Source organism: Mesorhizobium sp. P3_A10 (genome assembly GCF_056403175.1).
Window position 1 is genome coordinate 1274370 of the sequence record NZ_JBFUFZ010000001.1, and the last position, 21363, is coordinate 1295732.

General features: G+C 55.8%; 22 protein-coding genes and 1 tRNA gene. 16 read left to right on the top strand and 7 right to left on the bottom strand.

Going from position 1 to position 21363, the window contains the following annotated elements:
• Nucleotides 1–363: 363 nt before the first annotated feature.
• Together AC1DXU_RS06140 and AC1DXU_RS06145 are read left to right on the top strand one after the other, a co-directional pair.
• A complete protein-coding gene (locus AC1DXU_RS06140; protein WP_477365610.1) occupies nucleotides 364–1413 on the top strand; it encodes a threonine aldolase family protein in 1050 nt (349 codons plus the stop codon).
• 9 nt (nucleotides 1414–1422) lie between these two features.
• Nucleotides 1423–2313, top strand: coding sequence for an MBL fold metallo-hydrolase (locus AC1DXU_RS06145; RefSeq protein ID WP_477365613.1), 891 nt, complete (start codon nucleotides 1423–1425; stop codon nucleotides 2311–2313).
• 111 nt (nucleotides 2314–2424) lie between these two features.
• Here the strand turns inward: AC1DXU_RS06145 and AC1DXU_RS06150 are convergent, their stop codons facing one another.
• Complete coding sequence (locus tag AC1DXU_RS06150; protein ID WP_477365616.1) at nucleotides 2425–2892, bottom strand: Hsp20 family protein; 468 nt, start codon at nucleotides 2890–2892, stop codon at nucleotides 2425–2427.
• 467 nt (nucleotides 2893–3359) lie between these two features.
• Here AC1DXU_RS06150 and AC1DXU_RS06155 point away from each other — a divergent pair, with 467 nt between their 5' ends.
• A complete protein-coding gene (locus AC1DXU_RS06155) occupies nucleotides 3360–4316 on the top strand; it encodes an alpha/beta fold hydrolase (RefSeq protein WP_477365619.1) in 957 nt (318 codons plus the stop codon).
• A 21-nt stretch (nucleotides 4317–4337) separates the two neighbouring features.
• Here the strand turns inward: AC1DXU_RS06155 and AC1DXU_RS06160 are convergent, their stop codons facing one another.
• On the bottom strand, nucleotides 4338–4850 hold the full coding sequence (locus AC1DXU_RS06160) for a DUF1579 domain-containing protein (RefSeq protein WP_477365622.1): 513 nt from the start codon (nucleotides 4848–4850) through the stop codon (nucleotides 4338–4340).
• Between the two features lie 214 nt (nucleotides 4851–5064).
• Between AC1DXU_RS06160 and AC1DXU_RS06165 the strand changes: the two genes are divergently transcribed.
• From AC1DXU_RS06165 to AC1DXU_RS06175, 3 genes are all read left to right on the top strand, one after another.
• A complete protein-coding gene (locus tag AC1DXU_RS06165) occupies nucleotides 5065–5214 on the top strand; it encodes a hypothetical protein (protein WP_477365625.1) in 150 nt (49 codons plus the stop codon).
• Nucleotides 5215–5217: 3 nt separating this feature from the next.
• Nucleotides 5218–5451 carry a DUF1127 domain-containing protein gene (locus AC1DXU_RS06170; RefSeq protein ID WP_477365628.1) on the top strand — a complete coding sequence of 78 codons (234 nt, stop codon included), beginning with the start codon at nucleotides 5218–5220 and terminating at the stop codon, nucleotides 5449–5451.
• Nucleotides 5452–5553: 102 nt separating this feature from the next.
• Nucleotides 5554–6384, top strand: a complete 831-nt coding sequence (locus tag AC1DXU_RS06175) for a helix-turn-helix transcriptional regulator (RefSeq protein ID WP_477365631.1) — start codon at nucleotides 5554–5556, stop codon at nucleotides 6382–6384.
• Nucleotides 6385–6401: 17 nt separating this feature from the next.
• On the opposite strand, the gene hisN is transcribed toward AC1DXU_RS06175, so the two are convergent.
• On the bottom strand, nucleotides 6402–7175 hold the full coding sequence (gene hisN / locus AC1DXU_RS06180; protein ID WP_477365634.1) for a histidinol-phosphatase: 774 nt from the start codon (nucleotides 7173–7175) through the stop codon (nucleotides 6402–6404).
• Between the two features lie 332 nt (nucleotides 7176–7507).
• Nucleotides 7508–8449 (bottom strand): N-formylglutamate amidohydrolase, encoded by a 942-nt coding sequence (locus tag AC1DXU_RS06185; RefSeq protein ID WP_477365637.1) that lies wholly within the window; start codon nucleotides 8447–8449, stop codon nucleotides 7508–7510.
• Between the two features lie 163 nt (nucleotides 8450–8612).
• Here AC1DXU_RS06185 and cpdR point away from each other — a divergent pair, with 163 nt between their 5' ends.
• The 9 genes from cpdR (at nucleotide 8613) to AC1DXU_RS06230 (ending at nucleotide 15806) form a co-directional block, all read left to right on the top strand.
• On the top strand, nucleotides 8613–8975 hold the full coding sequence (gene cpdR / locus AC1DXU_RS06190) for a cell cycle two-component system response regulator CpdR (RefSeq protein ID WP_010911372.1): 363 nt from the start codon (nucleotides 8613–8615) through the stop codon (nucleotides 8973–8975).
• 105 nt (nucleotides 8976–9080) lie between these two features.
• Nucleotides 9081–9155 (top strand) — tRNA-Val (locus tag AC1DXU_RS06195).
• Between the two features lie 100 nt (nucleotides 9156–9255).
• Nucleotides 9256–10071, top strand: a complete 816-nt coding sequence (locus tag AC1DXU_RS06200; RefSeq protein ID WP_477365640.1) for a tyrosine-type recombinase/integrase — start codon at nucleotides 9256–9258, stop codon at nucleotides 10069–10071.
• The gene (locus tag AC1DXU_RS06205) at nucleotides 9974–10234 is read left to right on the top strand and encodes a tyrosine-type recombinase/integrase (RefSeq protein ID WP_477365644.1); all 261 of its coding nucleotides are present in this window, start codon (nucleotides 9974–9976) and stop codon (nucleotides 10232–10234) included. Before AC1DXU_RS06200 ends, AC1DXU_RS06205 begins: the two co-directional genes overlap by 98 nt.
• 228 nt (nucleotides 10235–10462) lie before the next feature.
• Nucleotides 10463–11671 (top strand): hypothetical protein, encoded by a 1209-nt coding sequence (locus tag AC1DXU_RS06210; RefSeq protein WP_477365647.1) that lies wholly within the window; start codon nucleotides 10463–10465, stop codon nucleotides 11669–11671.
• An 823-nt stretch (nucleotides 11672–12494) separates the two neighbouring features.
• On the top strand, nucleotides 12495–12962 hold the full coding sequence (locus AC1DXU_RS06215) for a hypothetical protein (protein ID WP_477365650.1): 468 nt from the start codon (nucleotides 12495–12497) through the stop codon (nucleotides 12960–12962).
• Between the two features lie 290 nt (nucleotides 12963–13252).
• Nucleotides 13253–13849: a recombinase family protein gene (locus tag AC1DXU_RS06220; protein ID WP_477365652.1), complete on the top strand. Its 597-nt coding sequence runs from the start codon at nucleotides 13253–13255 to the stop codon at nucleotides 13847–13849.
• Nucleotides 13850–13899: 50 nt separating this feature from the next.
• Nucleotides 13900–15069 carry an AAA family ATPase gene (locus AC1DXU_RS06225; RefSeq protein ID WP_477365655.1) on the top strand — a complete coding sequence of 390 codons (1170 nt, stop codon included), beginning with the start codon at nucleotides 13900–13902 and terminating at the stop codon, nucleotides 15067–15069.
• A gap of 2 nt (nucleotides 15070–15071) precedes the next feature.
• Entirely contained in the window at nucleotides 15072–15806 is a 735-nt protein-coding gene (locus AC1DXU_RS06230; RefSeq protein WP_477365659.1) for an HNH endonuclease family protein, read from the top strand.
• 130 nt (nucleotides 15807–15936) lie between these two features.
• On the opposite strand, the gene AC1DXU_RS06235 is transcribed toward AC1DXU_RS06230, so the two are convergent.
• The 3 genes from AC1DXU_RS06235 to AC1DXU_RS06245 form a co-directional block, all read right to left on the bottom strand.
• Nucleotides 15937–16512 (bottom strand): hypothetical protein, encoded by a 576-nt coding sequence (locus AC1DXU_RS06235; RefSeq protein WP_477365662.1) that lies wholly within the window; start codon nucleotides 16510–16512, stop codon nucleotides 15937–15939.
• Nucleotides 16490–17863 (bottom strand): AAA family ATPase, encoded by a 1374-nt coding sequence (locus AC1DXU_RS06240; RefSeq protein ID WP_477365665.1) that lies wholly within the window; start codon nucleotides 17861–17863, stop codon nucleotides 16490–16492. The genes AC1DXU_RS06235 and AC1DXU_RS06240 overlap by 23 nt, the downstream gene beginning before the upstream one ends.
• 729 nt (nucleotides 17864–18592) lie before the next feature.
• Nucleotides 18593–18799, bottom strand: a complete 207-nt coding sequence (locus AC1DXU_RS06245) for a hypothetical protein (protein WP_477365667.1) — start codon at nucleotides 18797–18799, stop codon at nucleotides 18593–18595.
• Nucleotides 18800–19023: 224 nt separating this feature from the next.
• Here AC1DXU_RS06245 and AC1DXU_RS06250 point away from each other — a divergent pair, with 224 nt between their 5' ends.
• Nucleotides 19024–21360, top strand: a complete 2337-nt coding sequence (locus AC1DXU_RS06250; protein ID WP_477365670.1) for an alginate lyase family protein — start codon at nucleotides 19024–19026, stop codon at nucleotides 21358–21360.
• Nucleotides 21361–21363 lie beyond the last annotated feature (3 nt).

Here is a 21363-nt window from a genome sequence, read left to right on the forward strand (position 1 = left end):
TTCGTACAGGCCAGAGCCAGTCTGTCTACCTGTCGCTCGCGGCAACGGCCGGAGAGGCCCAACGATACGCCAATCCAGCCTGTTTTGTGCGACAAAATAAGACAGCACTACTGTCCTAAATTTTTATGACAGAAATCCTGAGAGCGCACAAGACCGATTCACAAAAATCTTGGGCGTTTGGCGACAGAAAATTACGTGGGGTGAGACCGAAACGAAAACTTCGGTCTTCCGCACGCCTTCGTGATCCGCCACTGGCTTTACCGCTTTTTCGGCCTTTGGCCCTTGCGCGTCAAACCCCGAAGCGGCCATGGTCGCGCTCTTTTTTCGCCATCAGACTTCACAACCAAACATGGACCTTTCCTAATGTTCTTTGCATCCGACAACTGGGCGGGCGTCCATCCCGATATCTCGGCCAACCTGACCCGCCATGCTGCCGGTATCGCCACCGCCTATGGCGACGGCGACCTCGACCGCGCCGTCTACAAGCGCTTCAACGAGATCTTCGAGCGCGAGGTTGCGGTCTTCTTCGTCGCCACCGGCACGGCGGCCAACGCGCTGTCGATGGCATCGTTGAACCGGATCGGCGGGGTCGCCTTCTGCCATTCCGAAGCGCATATGAATGTCGATGAATTCGGCGCCACGGGTTTTTATACCGGTGGAGCGCGCATGTCGCCGGTTCCGGGCCCATTGGGGCGCATCAATCCGCAGGCTCTCGACTGGGCCATCAAACGCTACTCGCAAGACCTCGCCCCTGGCGGCCAGCCGATGGCGGTGACGATCACCCAGGCGACCGAGGTCGGCACCGTCTACACCGTCAACGACGTGAAAGCTGTCTCGGAGGTCGCGCGCCGTCACAAGCTGCCGCTGCACATGGACGGCGCGCGCTTCGCCAACGCCATTGCCGCGACGGAGGTCAGTCCCGCGGAAATAACCTGGAAAAGCGGAGTCGACATCGTCTCCTTTGGCGGCACCAAGAACGGCTGCTGGATGGCCGATGCAGTCGTGGTCCTGAACCCTGACATCGGGCACGATTTGCGCCTGCTTCGCCAGCGCGCCGGGCAGACCTTCTCCAAGGCGCGCCTCATCTCGGCTCAGTTCGAGGCCTATTTTACCGACGACCTGTGGCTGAGGATGGCGCGCCACGCCAATGCGATGGCCGCAAGGCTGGCCGCGACGATCGAGGATGCGCCGTCCGGCCGGCTGGCTTGGCTGCCGCAGGCCAATGAAGTGTTCGCCATTTTCGACCGCACCAATGCGGAAAAAATGCAAGGCGCCGGCGCTAAATTCTATGAATGGGGCGTGCCGCAAAGCTTCGACGGCCACCTCGGCGATAATGAAGCGATCTACCGCTTCGTCGCCAGCTTTGCGACGACCACTGAAGAAGTCGACCACCTTGGCAAGATGATCGCCTGAGCTTTTCCGATGACCATCTCACCCCTCAGCTCAACCATGCGTCTGCTTCGTCCGGCGCCAAACGTGCTCGGCTTCTACGATGGCCGCATCGATGGGGTTCGCGCCTGGTCGGACGAGCCGAACTGGCTCGACGACGGCGCCTATGCCCTGGGCATCTGCACCTATGCGATCGTCGATGGCGCGGAGGCGCTTGTCTACGACACGCATATTTCGCTGCCCCATGCGCGCTTTGTCAGGCAGACGCTCGAAGCCATGGGCGTAAGCTCGATCCGGGTCGTTCTCAGCCACTGGCATGACGATCATATTGCCGGCAATGAGGTGTTTCAGGATTGCGAGATCATCGCCAACACGCTCACGGCCTCGGCGCTGGCGAACAACCGGACCGAGATCGAAAGCGGCGTTCCGCCAATCAAGCCTCTCGTGCTGCCGAACAGGACCTTCGAAGGCAATCTTGACCTCACCGTTGGATCGATCGCCGTCGAGCTGCGCCAGGTCGAGATCCACAGCCATGACGGCACGGTGCTGTTCATGCCCGGCAGCGGCCTGCTGCTGGCGGGCGACACGCTGGAGGACCCGATCACCTATGTCAGCGAGGCGGATCGGCTGGCGCAACATCTGGTCGATCTCGAACGCATGGCCGGCTGGCCGATAGACCGCATCCTGCCCAATCACGGCTCCCTAGCAGCGATAGAAGCGGGCGGTTACGACAAAGGCCTTATCGCCGCCACGCAAGGATATGTCCAAAAGCTGCTCCGCTGCCGACATGAGCCCGATCTGGCGAGGCAGGATTTGAAAACCTTTGGCGCCGACATGTTCGCCAACGGTGCGGTCGAGTACTTCGCACTGTACGAGCCTGTTCACCGGCAAAATGTCGAGGCGGTCATCGCAACCGGCCAATAGCAAGTGGCCTAATTCGTGGTTCTGGGTGACAGAGATTTCGGCGCAACAAAAAAGCGGCGCCTCTCGGCGCCGCTTTCGTCTCGGGAGGAGACGGTCTTATTTCAGGATGCATTACGCAGCAGTCTTGGCCTCGATCTGCTTGGCCTTGGCCGAAGGCGCCGTGATCGCGATTTTGCGCGGCTTCAGCTCCTCGGGAATGTTGCGCTTGAGGTCGACGAAAAGCAGGCCGTTCTTCAGTGAAGCGCCGACGACTTCGACGTGGTCGGCAAGCTGGAAGCGACGCTCGAAGGCCCTCGAGGCAATACCGCGATAGAGCAGCTCGGAGCCTTCGCCGGTGCCCTCGTCCTTGCGCTCACCCTTGACGGTCAGCACATTGCGATGGGCTTCGATCGAGATTTCCTCGTCCGAGAAGCCGGCAACCGCCATCGAGATGCGATAGGAATCCTCGCCGGTGCGCTCGATGTTGTAGGGCGGATAGGTCTGCGCGCCGTCGGGCTGCGCAAGCGAATCGAGCATGGTGAACAGGCGGTCGAAACCGACGGTCGAGCGATAGAGTGGGGAAAAATCAACGTGACGCATGAGGTGTTCTCCTGTTGAGCAACATGGTTTGCGTATGGCCGGTGCGAAACCCTCGAGCGGCGTTTCGGCTGGACCAGCGGCCCCGACATTGGCGACCGCATCCAACATTTGGGGAGCGGCCGAAAGCATTTCAAGATTTTGCCTGCCGATCGGTTTTGTCCCCTTGATGAACGGCAGATGAACCGCGGCTTCGGCACGCGTTCAGCTACCCGGCGCTAGAGTGTGTTCAAGACTTAAGAACAAGCGGCGCCCGACAAGGCGCGGCAACGGGGCCGAACCGGGTGTAACGTCCCTTCCTCCCGGATCGACAGAGGCCGGAAGCTCGCCGCAAGCGGTTTCCGGCCTTGCTCGTTGGCAGGTCCAGCTCTCCCCATCTCCCGGAAATCCTTTGCTTTTGGCGCATGGCCGTCTATCACCATGGCGACGCCGCGCAGGGGCAGGCGAGGCAGCAAAAGACGAAGCGCCGAATGACGGACCTCTTCCACCAGACTCCCGACAATCCGTCACCGGAAAACCCGGCCGGCGGCTTTTTCACCACCCGCGACGGCAAGCGGATCCGCTACGGCCTGTTTCCTGCGGTGACGCGGCCGTTGAAAGGCACCGTGGTCCTGCTCACCGGCCGCAACGAGTGCATCGAGAAATATTTCGAGACCATCCGCAACCTCGCCGATCGGGGCTTTGGCATTGCCACGCTCGACTGGCGCGGTCAGGGCGCTTCAGACCGGCTGATCCGCGACCGCCAGCGCGGTTATGTCCGCAGCTTCTACGACTACACCGGCGATCTGGAGCAGTTCTTCGAGGAGATCGTGCTGCCCGATTGCCGTGGGCCGTACTACATCCTGGCCCATTCGACCGGGGCGATGATCGCACTGCTCGCCGCGCCCTCGATGGTGAACCGTGTGCGGCGCATGGTGATGATCGCGCCTTTCTTCACCGTGCCAGACCTGCCGGTATCGATAAGAACGGTGCGCCGCGTCTGCTCCGTTTTGTGTATTCTCGGCCTCGGCCGGCTTTACGCGGCATGGGGTCCGCGACCGAGGGAAACAGCACCGTTCGCCACCAACAAGGTGACATCGGACCCGGAGCGCTATCGACGCAACACTGGGATCTACGAGGCCTATCCGCAACTCGCGCTTGGCGGCCCGACGATCCGCTGGCTGAAAGCCGCAGCCGAGGCGACCGACATCGTCAGCGACCCGGATTTCATGGCCAGGATCCAGGTTCCCTTGCTGGTGATCGCCGCCGGCGCCGACCAGGTCGTCTCGACCAGGGCCGTGGAGGCCTACACCAGACATTTGCGTCTCGGCTCCCTGCTGATGATCGATGGCGCCCGCCATGAAATCCTGCAGGAACGGGATATCTACCGCGAGCCGCTGCTCGCCGCCTTCGATGCCTTCATCCCTGGAACCGACGACAACGCGTAACTGACAAGTGCGCTCCGGCGTTCATGCCTGGCGGTCGAAGTCCATGATCCAGTTGGTTTCCCATGTCTTGCCGCCATCCGCTGAAAAGGCCTGCTCCCAGCGGGCGGATTTTTCTGTGATCCGCGACCAGAGGAAGCGAACCTGGATCGGATGGCCTTCGAAGACATCCTCGCACAGAAACGTGCCGACGCCGTCGGTAAAGGTGCCGCGCATCGGCACATCGATGGTCAACGGGTTGCGGCCGTCGATCCACCAGATCGACCATTGCTTCGTCGCCGGATCGAAGGTCCGGACCGTGGCGGCGCGATAGCTGCCACCGGGCAAGTCGATGACATTATCGTCGAAATTGCCGAGGCCGCCGAGGATCGGCCGCGTGTCGCATGTTCCGCCAAATTCATCCCAATTGGTGTCGCCGGCGAGCCGCTTGCGCAACCGTCGATGGCTGACAGCCCAGCGGCCGAAGAAGAAATCGAAATCGGCCCGGCCGTCTGCCGGAGCATCATTGGAGCGGCTGGCTGTTGATTGCGTTGGCATGTGTAATCCTCCCTCTGATGGCACCTCCATAGCGAAACCCTCCTGACACCTTCCTGTCAGGAGGGTTGGGCAATCCCATAGGAGCTTTGCCGCTGCGCCTTGGTGATGGGCGACGTCCCGCAGCGACGGCGCAAAGTCGCTAAAGATTTTGACAGCCGCTGACGTCCGCAAGTGCTCCTCTCCAGGTCGAACTGAACGTCAAGGAGATGACACCATGACCGAGAAAACCTGTGCGGCTTGCGACTGCAAACTGGATGCCAACCCCATCCGCGTGAAGGTCGGCGGCAGAACGGTGGAGGTCTGCTGTGAGGAATGCGCGCAAGCGCTGAACGAGGCCGACGCATCGGTTTCGGGTGAGGACTGATCGATGCGCTCCAATCAAGCAGCGGCGACGCCGGCGGCGGCTCGTCCCTCAAACCGGCGAACGATCTGGCAGTCCTTGTCCGCGCAAATCATTGCGGTGGCCAACTGGATCGATCGGCAGATGGTGAAGCGCAGGAGTCGATTGGCCTTGCTCGAAATGACCGACGAACAGCTCAAGGACATAGGTCTGTCACGCGGCGAGGCCTATTGCGAATCGATGCGCCGTTTCTGGAATTGACGGCTCTTCGACAGACTGCTGACAGGATTGGGCAGGTCGACCGCGTAGAGTGCCGAACGGGACCGCAATACCGGGTCCCGTTCGGCAACGACGGAAGAACGCATGTCGCAATTCGCGGTTCAGCTTCTGCTGGACACCGGTACCGCGGTGATCCGGGACATCGTCTGCAGTGGCGAATGCCGGCACAAGAGCGCGCAAGAGTGCACGCATGCCACGCATCTGGTGTTTCCCTATCGTGGCGTCTTTGTGCGCCATCTCGATCGCAACGATGCTGTCGCCGAAGCCAATCAGCTGTTGTTTTTCAACGAGGCCGAAGCCTATCGGATCAGCCATCCGGTCGAGGGCGGCGACGCCTGCCTGGATCTCGTCATCGAGGAAAGCTTGTTGCGGGAGCTGGCGCCGAAGGACCAGATGCGCAGCGGCAGCACTTTGGCGTTTCGCCGCCAGCGGCGGCGCATCGATCCGCGCGCGCAGGCGCTGGTGGCTTTGCTCCGCCACAGTCTGAGCCGCAAGGTCGCCGAGACGCTCGAAGCCGAAACGCTCGCCCTGACGCTGGTGCGCCGCGCTTTGGGCGAGCGCACCTCGCATGGCGCCGGCGCCAGTCCGGGGCGGCAGAAGCTGGTGGATCGCGCCAAGCTTGTCCTGTCCTCGGATCTGTCGAGACGCTGGACGCTGGCCGAAATAGCCGCCGAGGTCGGCGTCTCTCCGGTCTATCTCACGCAGGTGTTCCAGCAGGTCGAGGCGATGCCGCTGTACCGTTACCACCTGCGGCTGAGGCTGGCGCGCGCGCTTGACCTGCTCGGCCGCTATGACGACCTCACCACTCTGGGCATGGACCTTGGCTTTTCCAGCCACAGCCATTTCAGTTCCGCGTTCCGCCAGGTTTACGGCCGTACACCGGCGGAATTCCAGCGCTCGATCCATCGGCGCTGACAAATGACCGCTAAGCGCTATCCGCGCAGCGCCGCCATCGCCGCCGCGTGAAGCTCCGGTGTCGCCGCGGCCAGGATGTCGCCGCCCTTTTCCGCCGGTCCGCCCTCGAAAGTGGTGACGACGCCGCCGGCTTTCTCGATGATCGGGATCAACGCCACGATATCGTAGGGCTTCAAGCCGGGATCGGCGACGATATCGACGCTGCCGGAAGCGATCATCGAAAAAGCATAGCAATCGGCGCCGTAGCGCACGAGCTGGACCTGCTTCTCGAAGGCGTCAAAGCGCTTGCGTGCCTCGCCCTTGAACAGCGCCGGCGTGGTGGTGAACAGCGTCGCCGCGGAAAGATCCGTCGTCTTGCGCGTCGCCAGCTTTCGCGGTCCACCCGGCCCCTCATAGTGGGAACCGGAGGCGTTGGCGTAGAACAGCTCGCCGGTGAAGGGCTGCGCCATCATGCCGGCGACGGCGTCGCCGTCGACCGTCAGCCCGACCAAGGTTCCCCACACTGGCAGGCCGGAGATGAAGGCGCGCGTGCCGTCGATCGGATCAATCACCCAGACATGCCTGCTGGAGATGTTCTCGCTACCATGCTCTTCGCCAAGAATGCCGTGGTCGGGATACTCCGCCGATATCAGCGCCCGGATGACACGCTCGGCTTCACGGTCAGCCTCGGTCACCGGGTCGAAGCTGCCGGCCTCCTTGTTGGCCACCGCGCCTTGCGCACGAAAACGCGGCAACGTCTCGGCGGCGGCGGCATGAGCAATGCGCCGCATGAAGTCGATGCTGATGTCCAACTGATTCTCCCGCGTTGCAGCATGCTTGGAAATGTCATTTGCCGGTGGTTTCCCGCCAAAACAAGGGGCGTGCTAAACTTTTGGGCAGCGATAGCTGTTGCGTAAATGTCACGCAAATGCCATCGAAACGCAATTTCCACATCATAGTGAATTAAAAAAGCCTGAAGGTCGCTTGACATTTGTGCAGCGCACAATAGTTTTGTACTCGGACAGGTTTTCCTGTCCATGCCCTCCTTGGGCGTTTCCTCCCTAGACTTCGACCGTGTCGTGCAAACGATGCGGTCTTTTTTTACGCCCCGGCATGGCTCGCGGAGCGCGCCCAGCTCGCAGTGCTATTCGGCGGCAAGCGGAAGATCGATAAAGTGGTGATCGGGCATCGCCATCAGGTCGGCCGAAAACCGCGCCAGATCGTCGGCAAGGGCATCGAAGCCGGCGGTTTTCTGGAACGTCCGCTCGTTCATGTAAAGACCGCGATTGACCTCGATCTGCAGCGCGTGGAGATGGCGCGCCGGCCGGCCGTAATGCTCGGTGATAAAGCCTCCGGCATAGGGTTTGTTGTGGGCGACGGTATAGCCCATGCCGGTGAGCAGGCCGATCGCCGTCTCGGTCAGCGCCGGCGATGCGGAAATGCCGAACCGGTCGCCGACGATGAAATCAGGCCGCACCCCATTGTCGCCAACCCTTATGCTCGCGGGCATCGAGTGGCAGTCGATCAGCACGGCATAGCCGAACCGCGCATGGGTTCTGGTCAACAGCCGCTTCAGCGTCTCGTGATAGGGTTTGTAGACGGTTTCGATGCGCGCCACCGCCTCCGCCAGCGGCAAGCGGCCGGAATAGATGTCGAGCCCCTCCCCGACCAGCTTGGGCACGGTGCCGAGCCCGCCGGCCACCCGCGCCGAGCGGATGTTGCAGAAGGACGGCACCGGTTCGGCGAACATGCGCGGATCGAGTTCCCACGGCTCGCGGTTGACGTCGAGATAGGCGCGCGGAAAATTCGCCGCCAGCATCGGCGCGCCAAGCGCCACGGCGCCGCCGAACAATTCGTCGACATAGCAATCCTCGGACCGGCGGATAGCGTTTCGATCCAGCCGTGCCATGGCCAGGAAGCGGTCGGGGTAGTAGCGGCCGCTATGCGGCGAATTGAAGAGGAAGGGAACGCGCTGCTCGGCGCCCGATCGGATTTCGAAGGGTGGAACGACCGAAAAATCCTCGGCTGCCGTCTTCAATTTGATCGAACCCGGAAACACCAGTGCATCATGATTGGAAAGTGCCATCTCGCTCGCCGCATGTCCAGCATTTCGGCGCCCAATTCACTTTGTAGAATGCGGATTTGGCTTCTCCTCGTTCACTTGATCTTTACCGTCACCTCCTCATATACAGGATGGTTAACAGGCTTGCCCAACGGCAATGTCTGGCGGGTGATTCGGACGGGATAAGATGGCACGCATTCTTCTGGCTGAAGACGACGACGATATGCGCCGGTTCCTCGTCAAGGCACTGGAGCGCGCGGGCTACCAGGTCAGCGATTTCGACAATGGCGCCAGCGCCTATGAGCGGCTGCGCGAGGAGCCTTTCTCCTTGCTGTTGACCGACATCGTCATGCCCGAGATGGACGGCATCGAACTTGCCCGCCGCGCCACCGAGATCGACCCCGACCTCAAGGTCATGTTCATCACCGGCTTCGCCGCTGTTGCGCTGAACCCGGATTCCAAGGCGCCGAAAGACGCCAAGGTGCTGTCGAAACCATTCCATCTGCGCGACCTCGTCAACGAGGTCGAAAAGATGCTGCACGCAGCCTGAAGCGTTTTTTGCGGGCCATTTGCCGCCGCGACAAAGCGAGCCTCTCTTTCCTTTTTCCTGCTATTGACGCGCTGGATCAAAAATGGTGTATGCGCGGCTTCGGATGGGCGTGTAGCTCAGCGGGAGAGCACTGCATTGACATTGCAGGGGTCACAGGTTCAATCCCTGTCACGCCCACCATCCAACAGATTGAAAACACAAAGAAATTCGATCTGTTAGCTCTCCTGATTTTCGTTCGAATTCGCTGCTGTCACAACTCTGTCACAGCGGATACGACGCAATGGCTACGATTCGGAAGCGCGGGACCAAATGGCAGGTTCAGATCCGACGCCAGGGATTCCCCACAATTTCAAGGTCATTCCTGAAGAAGGGAGATGCTGCCGAATGGGCACGGCATTGGGAAGCCAAGGCGGATCGAAACGACCTTCCCACAAACACAAAAGCTTTGAGATATCTTTCCCTCGGACAACTCGTCGAACGCTATCGGGATGAGGTTGTCATCGCGAAACGGGGAGCAGAAGTCGAAACGATCGTCCTTAACGCATTTCTGCGTGACCCTTTATGCAACAAGAAGCTGTCAGCCATCTCAACAGCCGACTTTGCAGCCTACAGGGATAAACGCCTTCAGAGTATCTCAGCCACAACGTTGGCGCGCCAATTGGCTCCCCTATCCAACATGTTCACCATTGCCAAACGGGAGTGGGAGCTTCCCATCAAAACGAACCCCCTTTCCGATCTCGTTCTAAGGGCGAGAGGCAATAGAAGGGAAAGGCGACTGCGGGAGGGCGAACTCGATCTTCTCGTTTCGGCGGCAGAAAAAACAAGAAATCTCCTAGTCCTCCCTATCATCCTATTTGCGTTGGAAACGGCAATGAGGAGGAGTGAAATTCTCAACATCGATTGGGGCGACGTAAACCTGGAACAACGCTCAGTGGTCATCCCTGACACGAAGAACGGTCACTCTAGGACGATTCCACTCACCTCGAAGGCCTGCACTTGTGCGAGGACTAAAAGGGGGGACAGGAAAAGTCTTTCCTCTAACTGGCAATGCCCTCAGGCTGTCGTGGGTAAGGCTTACAAAGCGGGTTGGCCTTGAAGCCCTCCACTTTCATGACCTGCGACATGAGGCGATCAGCCGGTTCTTTGAGATCGGGTTATCCTTACCGGAAGTAGCGTCAATCAGTGGGCACAGAGACATACGAATGCTGATGCGATATGCCCACGCCAACATGACTGCTGTGTCGAGAAAATTGCCATAAATAAATAACTCATGACCTATAATGGTGAAACTTCCCGCCTAAGAACAAACCGTGATCATTTTCTTGACATGGATAGGTTATACTGATATAATTATACTTACAATTAAGGCGAACTTTGAGCTTGCTTTAGTTTGTACCCATAAAATGGTCATGCGGAACCGTTGATGTCAACGTTTTGAGTCCTCATTGACCGCTTTAATTATGACAATTATTTAGATCGGAGACTATATGAAGAAAGAGATTATGAAACGAGAAGAATTACTCGAACAATGCGCTAACATTTCTAAACTTCACGATATACCACTGATATTGGAAGGATACATTCAAAAGCAGGGTTTCGCCGGACCAGCGCATATTCCGTTGTTGTCTTACATGACTTTGCTTACAGGAATGCTGCCTAGACCGGTCTCACTCTTGATTAAGGGACCCTCCGGCTCGGGCAAATCGTTTGGTCTACGGATGGGAAAGCAGTTCATTCCCCCGGCTGCGTTCGAAGAGTTCGAGGGCATGTCAGAAAAGGCAATCATATACCTTAGGAACCTGTCCCTGAAGAACAAACACCTGATCATCGGGGAGGCCTCGGGCATGGCGGAGGGAGGGGGAAGAGCCCTTCTGCGCCAGCTGCTTAGCGAAGGAAAGGTTCGGTATGCCACCGTCGAGAGCACAGAAAAAGGTCTGAAAGGATCAGAACTACCGATCCTGGAAGGCCCCTGCGGTTTGATTATGACAACTACGGCAACCGGGATTCATCCAGAAGATGAAAACAGAATGATTTCGGTGAACATACATGAGTCGTCGGATCAGATAGCTGCGTCGCTCCTAGCATATGCAGAGAATAGCACCAAAAAGGTTGAGCCGTTAAACTTAGATCCTTGGTTTGCTCTATATGAATATATAAAGTCCGGACCGAAGTCCGTCGAGATTCCTTTCGCAAGAGACATCGCAAAGCGTTTGCCGTTTACCCATGACAAGGTAAAAAGAGATTTTCCTCACATACTTTCTCTAATCACAGCAAGCGCGCTATTGCATTCTTGCACGCGGAAGCAGGCCGAGGGTGGAGCCGTGATCGCCACCGCTGATGATTATCGTCTCGTCTACCAGCTAGTTAACAGTGCGATTTCGCAGGGCCTCGCCAAATCAGTGCCCGATAACATCCGGGCAGTCGTCGAGGCGGTTGAAGGTAAAAATGGCAGGGATGCAATTCTAGGCATCAGCAATACCCAGATCGCTGACCGACTGGGCCGGGACACCTCAGTGATCAGCAGGACCACAAAGAAGGCCATAGAAGACGGTTATCTGGAAAACACCAATCCTGGCCAGGGCCGGGAGGCTAAGTTGATCATCGGAAGCCGGAAACTACCTTCAGGGTCAGCCATGCCACTCCCTGAAGATCTCTTTGACAGGATCGAGTCGACTTCTCTAAACGGGGCCGAATAGAATATAGTATCATCGATTATCTCCCTTCGTTGACGCGAGGGGAGATACCCCCAAGCCGTATTCCAGTAGATAGGTGCACAAGTGCAAGAGTTATAGGCTTAGACGTTGTTCTATATTCAGCTTAATCTCATCGCTCATGGAACCACATCGATCGCGTTTTCTTGAAAGTTGACAAACGCGAATTTTCCCAAATTACGCAGGGAGCATATACGATACAGGGGACCCCGCCCCTGTCACCTATAGGTATCCCCCACCAGGGAGGCCTAGTCGGTTGAAGGATTCATAATGTTGACAGCGATTGCCACCTCGGGGGGAGGTGCAAAGCGTCTACACATTTGGAGTTTTAAGCTTTGTCAAGTTTCCAAGGTGCCCCTCACAAGCGGCAGCCCGCCTAGGCGTCTTCTGTCGGAGACTTCACGCAAGGGCGAGATAGATATCAGTTCGCAAGGAAGGCCAACGGGTGTATGCCATCTGCGTTAGCTAATAGCACTGGAGGATGAAATGGGAAGTCTTCTGCTTGCCACTTTGATTTTTGCCCTACCTACGCAGCCTCCCCAAACCAGACACAACGATGGCAATGTGCAGGTTGCAGTCATGTGTTTCAAGACGGGTGAACGAGAGTCGGGCATGAACAAGATTTGCTACTATGATTGCCTAGGCTCCGAAGCCGCCATTACGATTAAGTCATTCGAACTCTGCCCTCTGTCGATCCAGAATTGATTCTCTGTTCGAGTTAGTAGGACAGCGTCTTCCTTTACGAAAATTTGAGGGACAGAATCTCCCCTCTGCCCATGTACACTAGCAGCGAGGCTGAAAAACTCAAATGTTTCGCCCCATGCAAAGTTTCCTTATGATTGGGCTATCCAGCCTATGGATTGTAAGCAGCGTTCAAATCGCTAAGTCGGGAGGTAAGACCGAATGGGATATCGCCTGCGATGAACTCGACGCCCAAGCGCATGACAAACCGGCTGCCAAGCTTAAAAATCTGATAAAAAAATGCAATCGTGACCCTGATGAGGCGTACTGTGTGCGATCAGCAATGGTTTTGAGGGATACCGAAATAAAACAGTTCCTCACCTGTGGCGGGGCCGTGTTTCGTCAAGAGACTGAAATGGCCTGTGCAATGACAGCCATGAACGCACAGATGGGACCAGCTAGTGGCTTTGAGGCAAATGAAATTGCTTCTAACCGCGACCTCTGCGAGAAAGTTAAGGACAAAGACGTCTGTGAGGGGACGAATATAATCATCCGGTCATCAAAGACAGACCTGCCAGAACTTAATTGTCAATAAGCGTACATTAGTGAAGATTTGCGCCACAAGTTCCGATAGATGCCTCCCAAGCTGATTAGGACGGCCCAAAGCGGAAAAGGCCATCTCCGACCCTCTTTGGTTGTTACAGGCAACACGGATATCGGCATAACTTCTGCCGAGGCGCCTCCCACTGAAGGCTAAGGTGCGTACAGTCACCGTTCAAAAAACCCCTATTGAATTCGGCTTGGTAGCTCTTTGATTTCCAAGGCCTTCAAAGAGTCAAAATCGGCGTTCATAAAAGGAGTGTTTTCTGAACACAGGAGCCGCGCATGAAACGAGCAGCGTTGTACCTCAGAGTAAGCACCAAAGAGCAGACGACCGAGAACCAGCGAATTGAGTTGGAACGGGTAGCCAGCGCCAAGGAGTGGGCCATCACTGCCATTTACCAGGATCAAGGAATTAGTGGTGCCAAAGGCCGAGACAAACGGCCGGCTTATGATCATTTGCTAAAAGACGCGGTCAGGGCCAAATTTGATGTCGTGATGGCTTGGGACGTGTCTCGCCTTGGCCGGAGCCTAACCGGACTGGTCCAGGCGCTGGAGGATTTGCATTCGAATGGCGTGGACCTCTACCTCCATCAACAGGCAATCGACACGACAACGCCATCCGGCAAAGCCATGTTTCAAATGACAGGCGTATTTGCTGAGTTCGAACGGTCAATGGTTCGGGAACGTGTCCTGTCTGGATTGGCGCGATCGGTCCAACGGGGCCAGAAACTAGGACGACCGCCATTGATGATTGATGTGAACACATTGGCCAAGGACCGCCTGCAAGGCATGTCCTTCCGCAACATTGCGAAGAAGCATAAGATTTCTGTTGGAAAAGCTCATCAGCTCACGCGTCTTGACTCTAAAGATGTACCGTAGATATTCAGCATGCCTGATCCGACTTGTAGAACGTACCGGCAGAAAGAGCGATGCATATTAAATCCATTATCATAGACGACATCGGTGGAATACGGCACTTGTCTCTAAAATTTGTTCCCGGCATGAACGTCCTCTGCGGACCGAATGGCATTGGGAAGACGACGATACTAGAATGTGTTGCTCACTCATTTACTTCCTCGCAGTCACAAATTTTAAAGAGAAACGCGCAAGCTACAGAAGGGGCAGTCTCCATAAGCGTAGATGTTGACGGTGCAGAGACAAATCACAGATTCTCCTTAAGCGAATTCTCTCCTGTCAAGAACTCCTCGGTTAGTGGACTATCACAAATCTCTAACAAGCTGCTTTCGCTGAAAGTGACGCGCTCTCTAAACTACATGCAGATTGATGCCATCCGAACAGACCTTGAACGCCCAATTCACGTAATGTACGAGGAGGCAAAGAGCGGCATTAACACATACGAGTTCAAAAATTGGTTTGTAAATCGACATATGTGGTCAAAGCATGGGGATTCGCTGACCAAAGAACAGTTTTCTAACTACCAACTAGCAGTTAGAAGCTTCGGCATTCTTGACAGCGACTACAAATTTAGCCGTATCCTGGCCGATTCGAATGAGATCATGCTTAATAGCCCTCGTGGAGAGATATTTTACGAGTACCTGTCGTCTGGATTTAAATCTACTTTATCGGTGGTTTTTGGCATCATAAAGGAGATAGAATTCAGATTTAAGAATCCTCACGTTAAAGCCGAAGATTTCGATGGTGTAATACTTATTGACGAGCTAGAACTTCACCTGCATCCTGACTGGCAAGCTAGGATTCCGAATGTTCTGAAGTCAATATTCCCGAAGTGCCAGTTTATAGCTACGACACATAGTCCCCATATTATCCAAGCAGCTGATACAAACGAGATAATTGCGCTTGAAGGTTCGGACGGACATACAGTGCAGCGCCAAGTTCCCAGTGCTGAATTTGGATTCAAGGGATGGACGATTGAGGAGGTCCTTACCGATGTGATGGGGATGTCCGATACGAGAACCGAGCAGTTTGATGAGAGTATGAAAGAATTCAATGCAGCGATTGACAGTTCCAATTTGGAGAAGGCGGAACAGGCATTTGCAAAACTAGATGCGATGATACACCCAACAAACCAGCTAAGAAAATTGTTGCGTCTCCAAATGGCTTCTATCAGGTTAGACTGAAAATGGTTCCTCTGAAACGTGCTGAAATACCTTCGTATCTATCAGACGAAAAGGTGAGAGAGCTCACAGATAAATTTAAGGATACCGGCGAGTCGGTTTGGAAAAGAGAGTCAATTGTAAGGCCACTTCTGTCTTCATCGTTTGGCAAGTGTGCGTATTGCGAGTGCAAGCTAACCGAAGAGAGCAAATATATGGAGGTTGAGCACTTTTTGAACAAGAATGACTTTCCAGACTTGGTTGTAAGATGGGACAATCTTCTGCCAGCCTGCAAACGTTGCAACGCTAGTAAATCGACCCACAATGTGGGGGCGCATCCAATTATCAATCCGTACGAAGATACGCCGAAGGATCACGTCACTATGCGTTTCTATAGGATGGTTGGCTTGGACGAGAAAGGAGAGACAACCATCGACGTCGTCTCTCTCAACGATACAGACAGAGCTACGACGAAGAGGTTTCAAATTGGGGAGCAACTTCACGCGAATATATCTGATATCGGGGATAAGCTAGAGAAATTTCTATCTGAAGAAACGGTAATCCGTAGGAATAAACTTGTAAGCGCGGTAAGGAATCTTCTACGCGAGTGCCAGAAAAAGGCCGAGTACGCGGCTACCGCCGCAACGATTGTTGTAAATGACCAAAATTTTAGGAAGGTGCTGTCGGCTATGCAGGGAATGGGGCTTTGGTCGGCCGAGTTGGCGGCGTTGCACGAAGAAGCGACCGACATAGCCCTTTAGACCGATGCTGTAACAAATCCCTCAAAGCGATGAGCCGAGGAGGATTAGCGTCGGGCTGATCGATCCTTGGCGCCTGGCGGACATCCCTCCGCAATTCCATGCCCATCATGAATCGAATAGGCGCTGGAATTTACGCCGCCACCCACCAACAATCTAGCTGCATAACGCTCAAGAACCTGCTAACGCTCGGACTATTAAGAGCGCTTCTACCAAGCCTAATTTTCTTAAGCAATCTGACACCATCCGAGGTCTCTTTGTATCTGTTTCCAGCATCTTTCATTAATTTACTCATAATACCTTTCCCTCTTTGACCTTCGAAATCATACTTATAGGTATCAATGCCGAATTCCAGCCGCATGGCTTCTTCATCGGCCAGCATGATATTTTCCGACATCCTGTCAGATATCATAAGCGATATTCTTTCAGCGATAGCCCCGTTTTTAACCAAACTACTTTTGATAGCCTCCCCAAATTCCTCCGACGATATTTCTCGATCCTCTCGATCGATCCACACGATTATCAAGTCTGGATTACCGCCATAAACCAAAAACTTCGAAACTATTTGCTTACACATCAGTTCGACAGACCAGCCGTCGCCGTTTTGGACTGGAACAAGTCTTACATAGCTGAAATTATTGTTGATAAATATTCTCTCCATCTCTCCTTCAACAAACGCGAGAATCTTAGGTGAGTGTGTTGTTTGCATAGTAGTACCCCAAACCGAATCCTGTCCTGTTGATCTCGTCCATGACCGTTTCAGGGTTAGAAATTCTTTTGCAGCGAGTGGCACCGTCGACGAACTCGAACAAAACCAACTCCATCGGACTGAATTGATTTATCATTGTCTCACTGTGGGTCGACACGATCGAATATCCGGAGCTTGGCTCTTCAAAATCATAAGTATCTCTGAGCAAGGCCACTAGGAATTGCTGCATCTTAGGATGGAGGTAATTTTCAGGCTCCTCAATCGAATAGGCATGAGCACTGGTAACTAACAGGCAAACAAGACAGAGCCACTTAAGGGTTCCATCACTCACAGACTGAAGAGGAAGACGGAGCCCCTTCTCTTCACCAACGATGAGATACCCCAGAAATTTTCCCGTATGCGGATCCTGCACGACCTCGATGTCTTGTAAATTCGGAAACACTAACTTGGTCCATTCCACAACCGTTTCGAGTCCATGCTTATACCTTACATCGAATGACGAAGTTGGCTTTGCTCGGTTCTTCGCCTTGGTGAGCCTATAGAGCGTCGATGATAGACCTGTTCCGTCGCGGCCAATAATCGTCGGCCGCGTAAGATCGTCCGGCTCGCGCGCTTTGTCTGGAACAATGTTGAACGACTTTCCCCTTGTTATAGCCAGCCTGATTGCGTCGAGCGCTGCCGACATGCTCCTCGCTGATAAAATACTTTCGTCGGGTGCCAGGTCCAAGCCCTGAAACCGCTCCAGAGTCTGAATGGGAGTGAGCCTGTATGATTGTCGAACAGGGACGTTCATCGGGTTGCGGCCGTTCTGAGCTGCCAATCTAGGTCCGAATTCCCACTCTTGTGGCGCATCGGGATTTGCGGACTTTCTGACAACGGACATGGAGCCAACAGCTCGATCCGCTACCATGTCATCGTCAGGACCAAAGAGCGTTCGGAATTTTATCTTCTCCCTTGAGATAAAGAGCACAGGCTCAGAACGTCTGAAACGAATTTCGAGTTCGTATTCATATCGAAAAAACTTCTGTCCCGGCGTGCCAACCTTCTGCTCGGGAATCTCAGCTACTCCACAAATTCTGGTGTATACTGATGGAGTCGTTGTTCTTATGATTTCCTGACTAAATACCTTTGATATCCCGCCCAACCTAGATACACCTGCTGTAGCACTACTTCTCGCAATCTCTTCCAAAAAACCTAAAAAATCAATGAAATTAGTCTTGCCAGATCCATTTGGCCCAACCAAAACATTTAAACCTGGGCGAAGCTTAACATGAAAGTTTCTGAGAGACCGGAAACCATCAATATAGATGGATGTCGAAAATCTCTCGTCAAGAGCGCCGTCTATCCCCACAATTCTTTCCCCACAATATTTAGTATACTCACCCAGCTTCTGGAAACGACTTTCAACTCACCAACCTCCGGGTCCATATTTTCAGCCTATCCAACTGGGAGGCTATCGTCGATCCCTGGAGGAGAAGCGCATTTGATTCACCAATACGATGTGCTTGTGCCTATGCTCGGATGGCCAAGGCTTGCGGAAGACATTTTAAAAGGCGTGTATCAAGAGCTAATCCATCTAGAAACTCGCCACGCTTTGGGCGCTCTCATCAGTTTCGGATTCCGACAGTGTACCGTCAAACTGATCTATTATCACAGTGGCGATAGGCGGGCCGGCTATTCCTCAATTTCCTGTCACACTCCCGTCACAGCGAATAGTCGAAAAATGTCGTTTTCTGTGGAGGATTGCGTGGAGCTGAGAAAGATCGTAGGCTGCGTTAAGCAGCTGAATTTATTCAGTCTTTCGATAGGAGCGAAAGCGACGATCAGCGGGAGAGCACTGCATTGACATTGCAGGGGTCACAGGTTCAATCCCTGTCACGCCCACCATCCAACACCAGCTTTTTGTCTGCACCGCACGTGGCCGTAGGTTGATTGACCTCGGCGACGCCGATCGTGGCCTCGCCTTTTCGGGCTCAGGGTCAAATGCCACTCCGGTTGGCAGCGCTGGCCGGCGCCCACGAACCCGCAATTTGGATGCTGACCGTCCCAGCCTGGCCGGGACGATCTGGCAGCGATCAGATCACTGCGGTGTGGGGTTGGGCGTATGACTCTGCGGCGGGCTATTCCTGCCTTCCTTGCAGGTCCCATCGCCAATGCCGCAGCATTTGCCGTTGTAGGTAACTTTCGGCTTCAGGTTGTCGCATTCCGGTGGGGTGGTGGTCTTGCAGCCTGCCAGCACCGAAACGGCAATGGCGGCGAGAAAGACGTTTCTTGAAACAATAAACACGGGACGTTCTCCTTGATGGATTGCGTTTCGACGCAGCGCTATGTCGCGTCCCGAAACGAATTGGTTCAAGGAACCCAAAAATTGTCGGCGGGGTCTTTCCCCGGCAGACGGGCACGACAATGCCGCCGCCGGCCGAATTTCAGCCGTGACGCACGCGCTTTGTGGCGTTAAAGGCTGGAACCGAGCTGAACGTTCGAGGGAACAGCCCGCATGACGGCAATAGGATGGTCCATGACGGCTTGCGGTCGCGGCCGTTCATGCGCCCTGTCCGGCGCAAAGTCATGACTTCAAGTCCGGCAGCGCCGCGCCGACCCACCTGGCAAAAGATATATCTCGAACTCAAGCGGGCGAAGAAGCATTTCAGATCGCCATTGTCGAGCCTCGGCGGCGCCTTGGGCTGGGCAAAGCGCAAGCTCGAATACGGATATGTCGTCAGGCGCCGCATCAAAGCCGCGCGCGACGGCTACAAGGCTCTGCCGATTTCGGAAACGAAGGACAGCTTCATGCTTGTCCGAATCATCGGCAATGATCTGGAGCCGCGGCACCGAAAGGGCCAGTCATACGACAACGCCCTGTTCATTCTGGACAATGAATCCGACTTCCCAGACTGTGAGAAGATCTGGATCGTCAACCGGATAACGGACCCCGGCGAGGAAGCGCGCATCATCGGCCTGTTGAAAAGCCGCGGTCAAAGCTTTCATCGGATCCCGTTCGAGCTCGATGCCTATCGGCAAATTCCGTGGAACACCGACGGGCTGGCGGCGGACGAATCCAGGTTTTCCAACGCCGACAACCGGCCGGGTGGAGAGAATGCATCGCGTTACGAAACGCATGTCCGGCACCGAAAGAACCTCTATGTGATGAACAACAACGGGGCGCGCAACGCGGCCCTGGAGATTGCCCGCGGGCGTGCCAAGTGGCTGATGCCCTGGGACGGCAATTGCTATCTGACGCTGCCGGCCTTCCAGCAGATCCGGGCGGCGATCGAGGAAAATCCTCATTTTCGCTACGTCGTCGTGCCGATGGCGCGCATCGTCGACAACGCGCTTCTGCTCGACGAGACTTTCAGGCCGCCGGCGAACGAAGAGCCGCAAATCATTTTTCGCAGCGACACGACCGAGCTGTTCGACGAAAAATACGGCTACGGGCGCCGGCCGAAGATCGAAATGCTGTGGCGGCTCGGCATCCCCGGGCTATGGGATCGGTTTCGCGACGACGTATGGGATATCCCGCGCCCGCGCCTTGCAGCGGATGCCGGGCTTTTCCAGAATGCGGGCTGGGTTGCGCGCCTGGATTCAGGACGTTCGCATCTGGAAATCGGCCGGGCCGGTTTCCGCGCTCGGCTGGTCAGGCGCGACGAGGCGATCGTCGGCATGCTCGATCGCTGCGACGCCAATGCGAACGCCCAAAGGCTCGATCCCGCATGCCTAGCCTACTACGACGAGGACATGCTCGTCGCCACGCGAAGGCAAAACGTGCACGTTCAACAAGAGCTGCGTGCCTGCGCGGAGCGAGCGCTCGTCCGCGGTCCGTTCAGCGTTATGGACAAGAGTGGCCGTGCCCCGAGCGGCGATCCGCACGACTATTTCCAGCCGGCCCCATACTGGTGGCCGGATCCGCGAAAGCCGGATGGCCTTCCCTTCGTCCGGCGCGACGGCGAACATGCCCCCGGCACCGCATTGTATGAAGCAGGCGGCGAGGCCTACGATCGAACACGCCTGCAACGGGTTCTCGACGACAGCACCGTGCTTGCCTTGGCGGCGACCGTGCTTGGGGAGGTACGCTACGCCAGTCATGCCGCGCGGCTCATCCGTGCATGGTTCGTGGACCCTGCGACGAGAATGAACCCGAACATGCGCTACGCGCAGGTGCGATGCGGGCGCGACAACAATGAAGGCCGGGGATACGGCATCATTGAACTCGGGGATCTCTACTTCTTTCTCGATGCAGTCAGGTTGATCGAGCGAAGCGGAGCGCTGGACGAGCGGGACAGGCTAGCCTTCAGAGCCTGGCTTTGTTCATACTGTGAATGGCTGGACACCGCGCCGGCCGCGAAATTTGAATTCTACCGACTCAACAACCACGGTCTTTTCTTCGACCTGCAGCGGGCGGCCATCGCGGCATTCCTGGGTGACGGCGCGGCGCTTGCAAAAGCGGGACTCTTTGCCCGCGAAAGGATCGCGGACCAGATCGCGGCCGATGGCTGCCTGCCCGAGGAACTGTCACGCACTCGTCCGAGACACTACGCCATGTTTGCCTTGCAGGGATGGACGGCGCTGGCGCGAATCTTGTCCTTGGTCGGCGACGATCTTTGGGAGTACCGGGCGAAGGACGGACAGGGGCTGGTCAAGGCTCTGCGCTGGGTGGCAGCACATGCCGATACCCTGGCCACGATACCCAGCGAGACATTCGATCAGGAGCGCATCCGGCCTTTGCTGGACGATCTGGCGCGGCATCATTTCGACGAAACCGTGCCTGCAGGCGTGCAAGCAGAAGCAACGAAGCTGATCTTCCATCCGGACTGCGCAATCCCGCCATTCTGGATATTGCGCCGGCCCTGATCT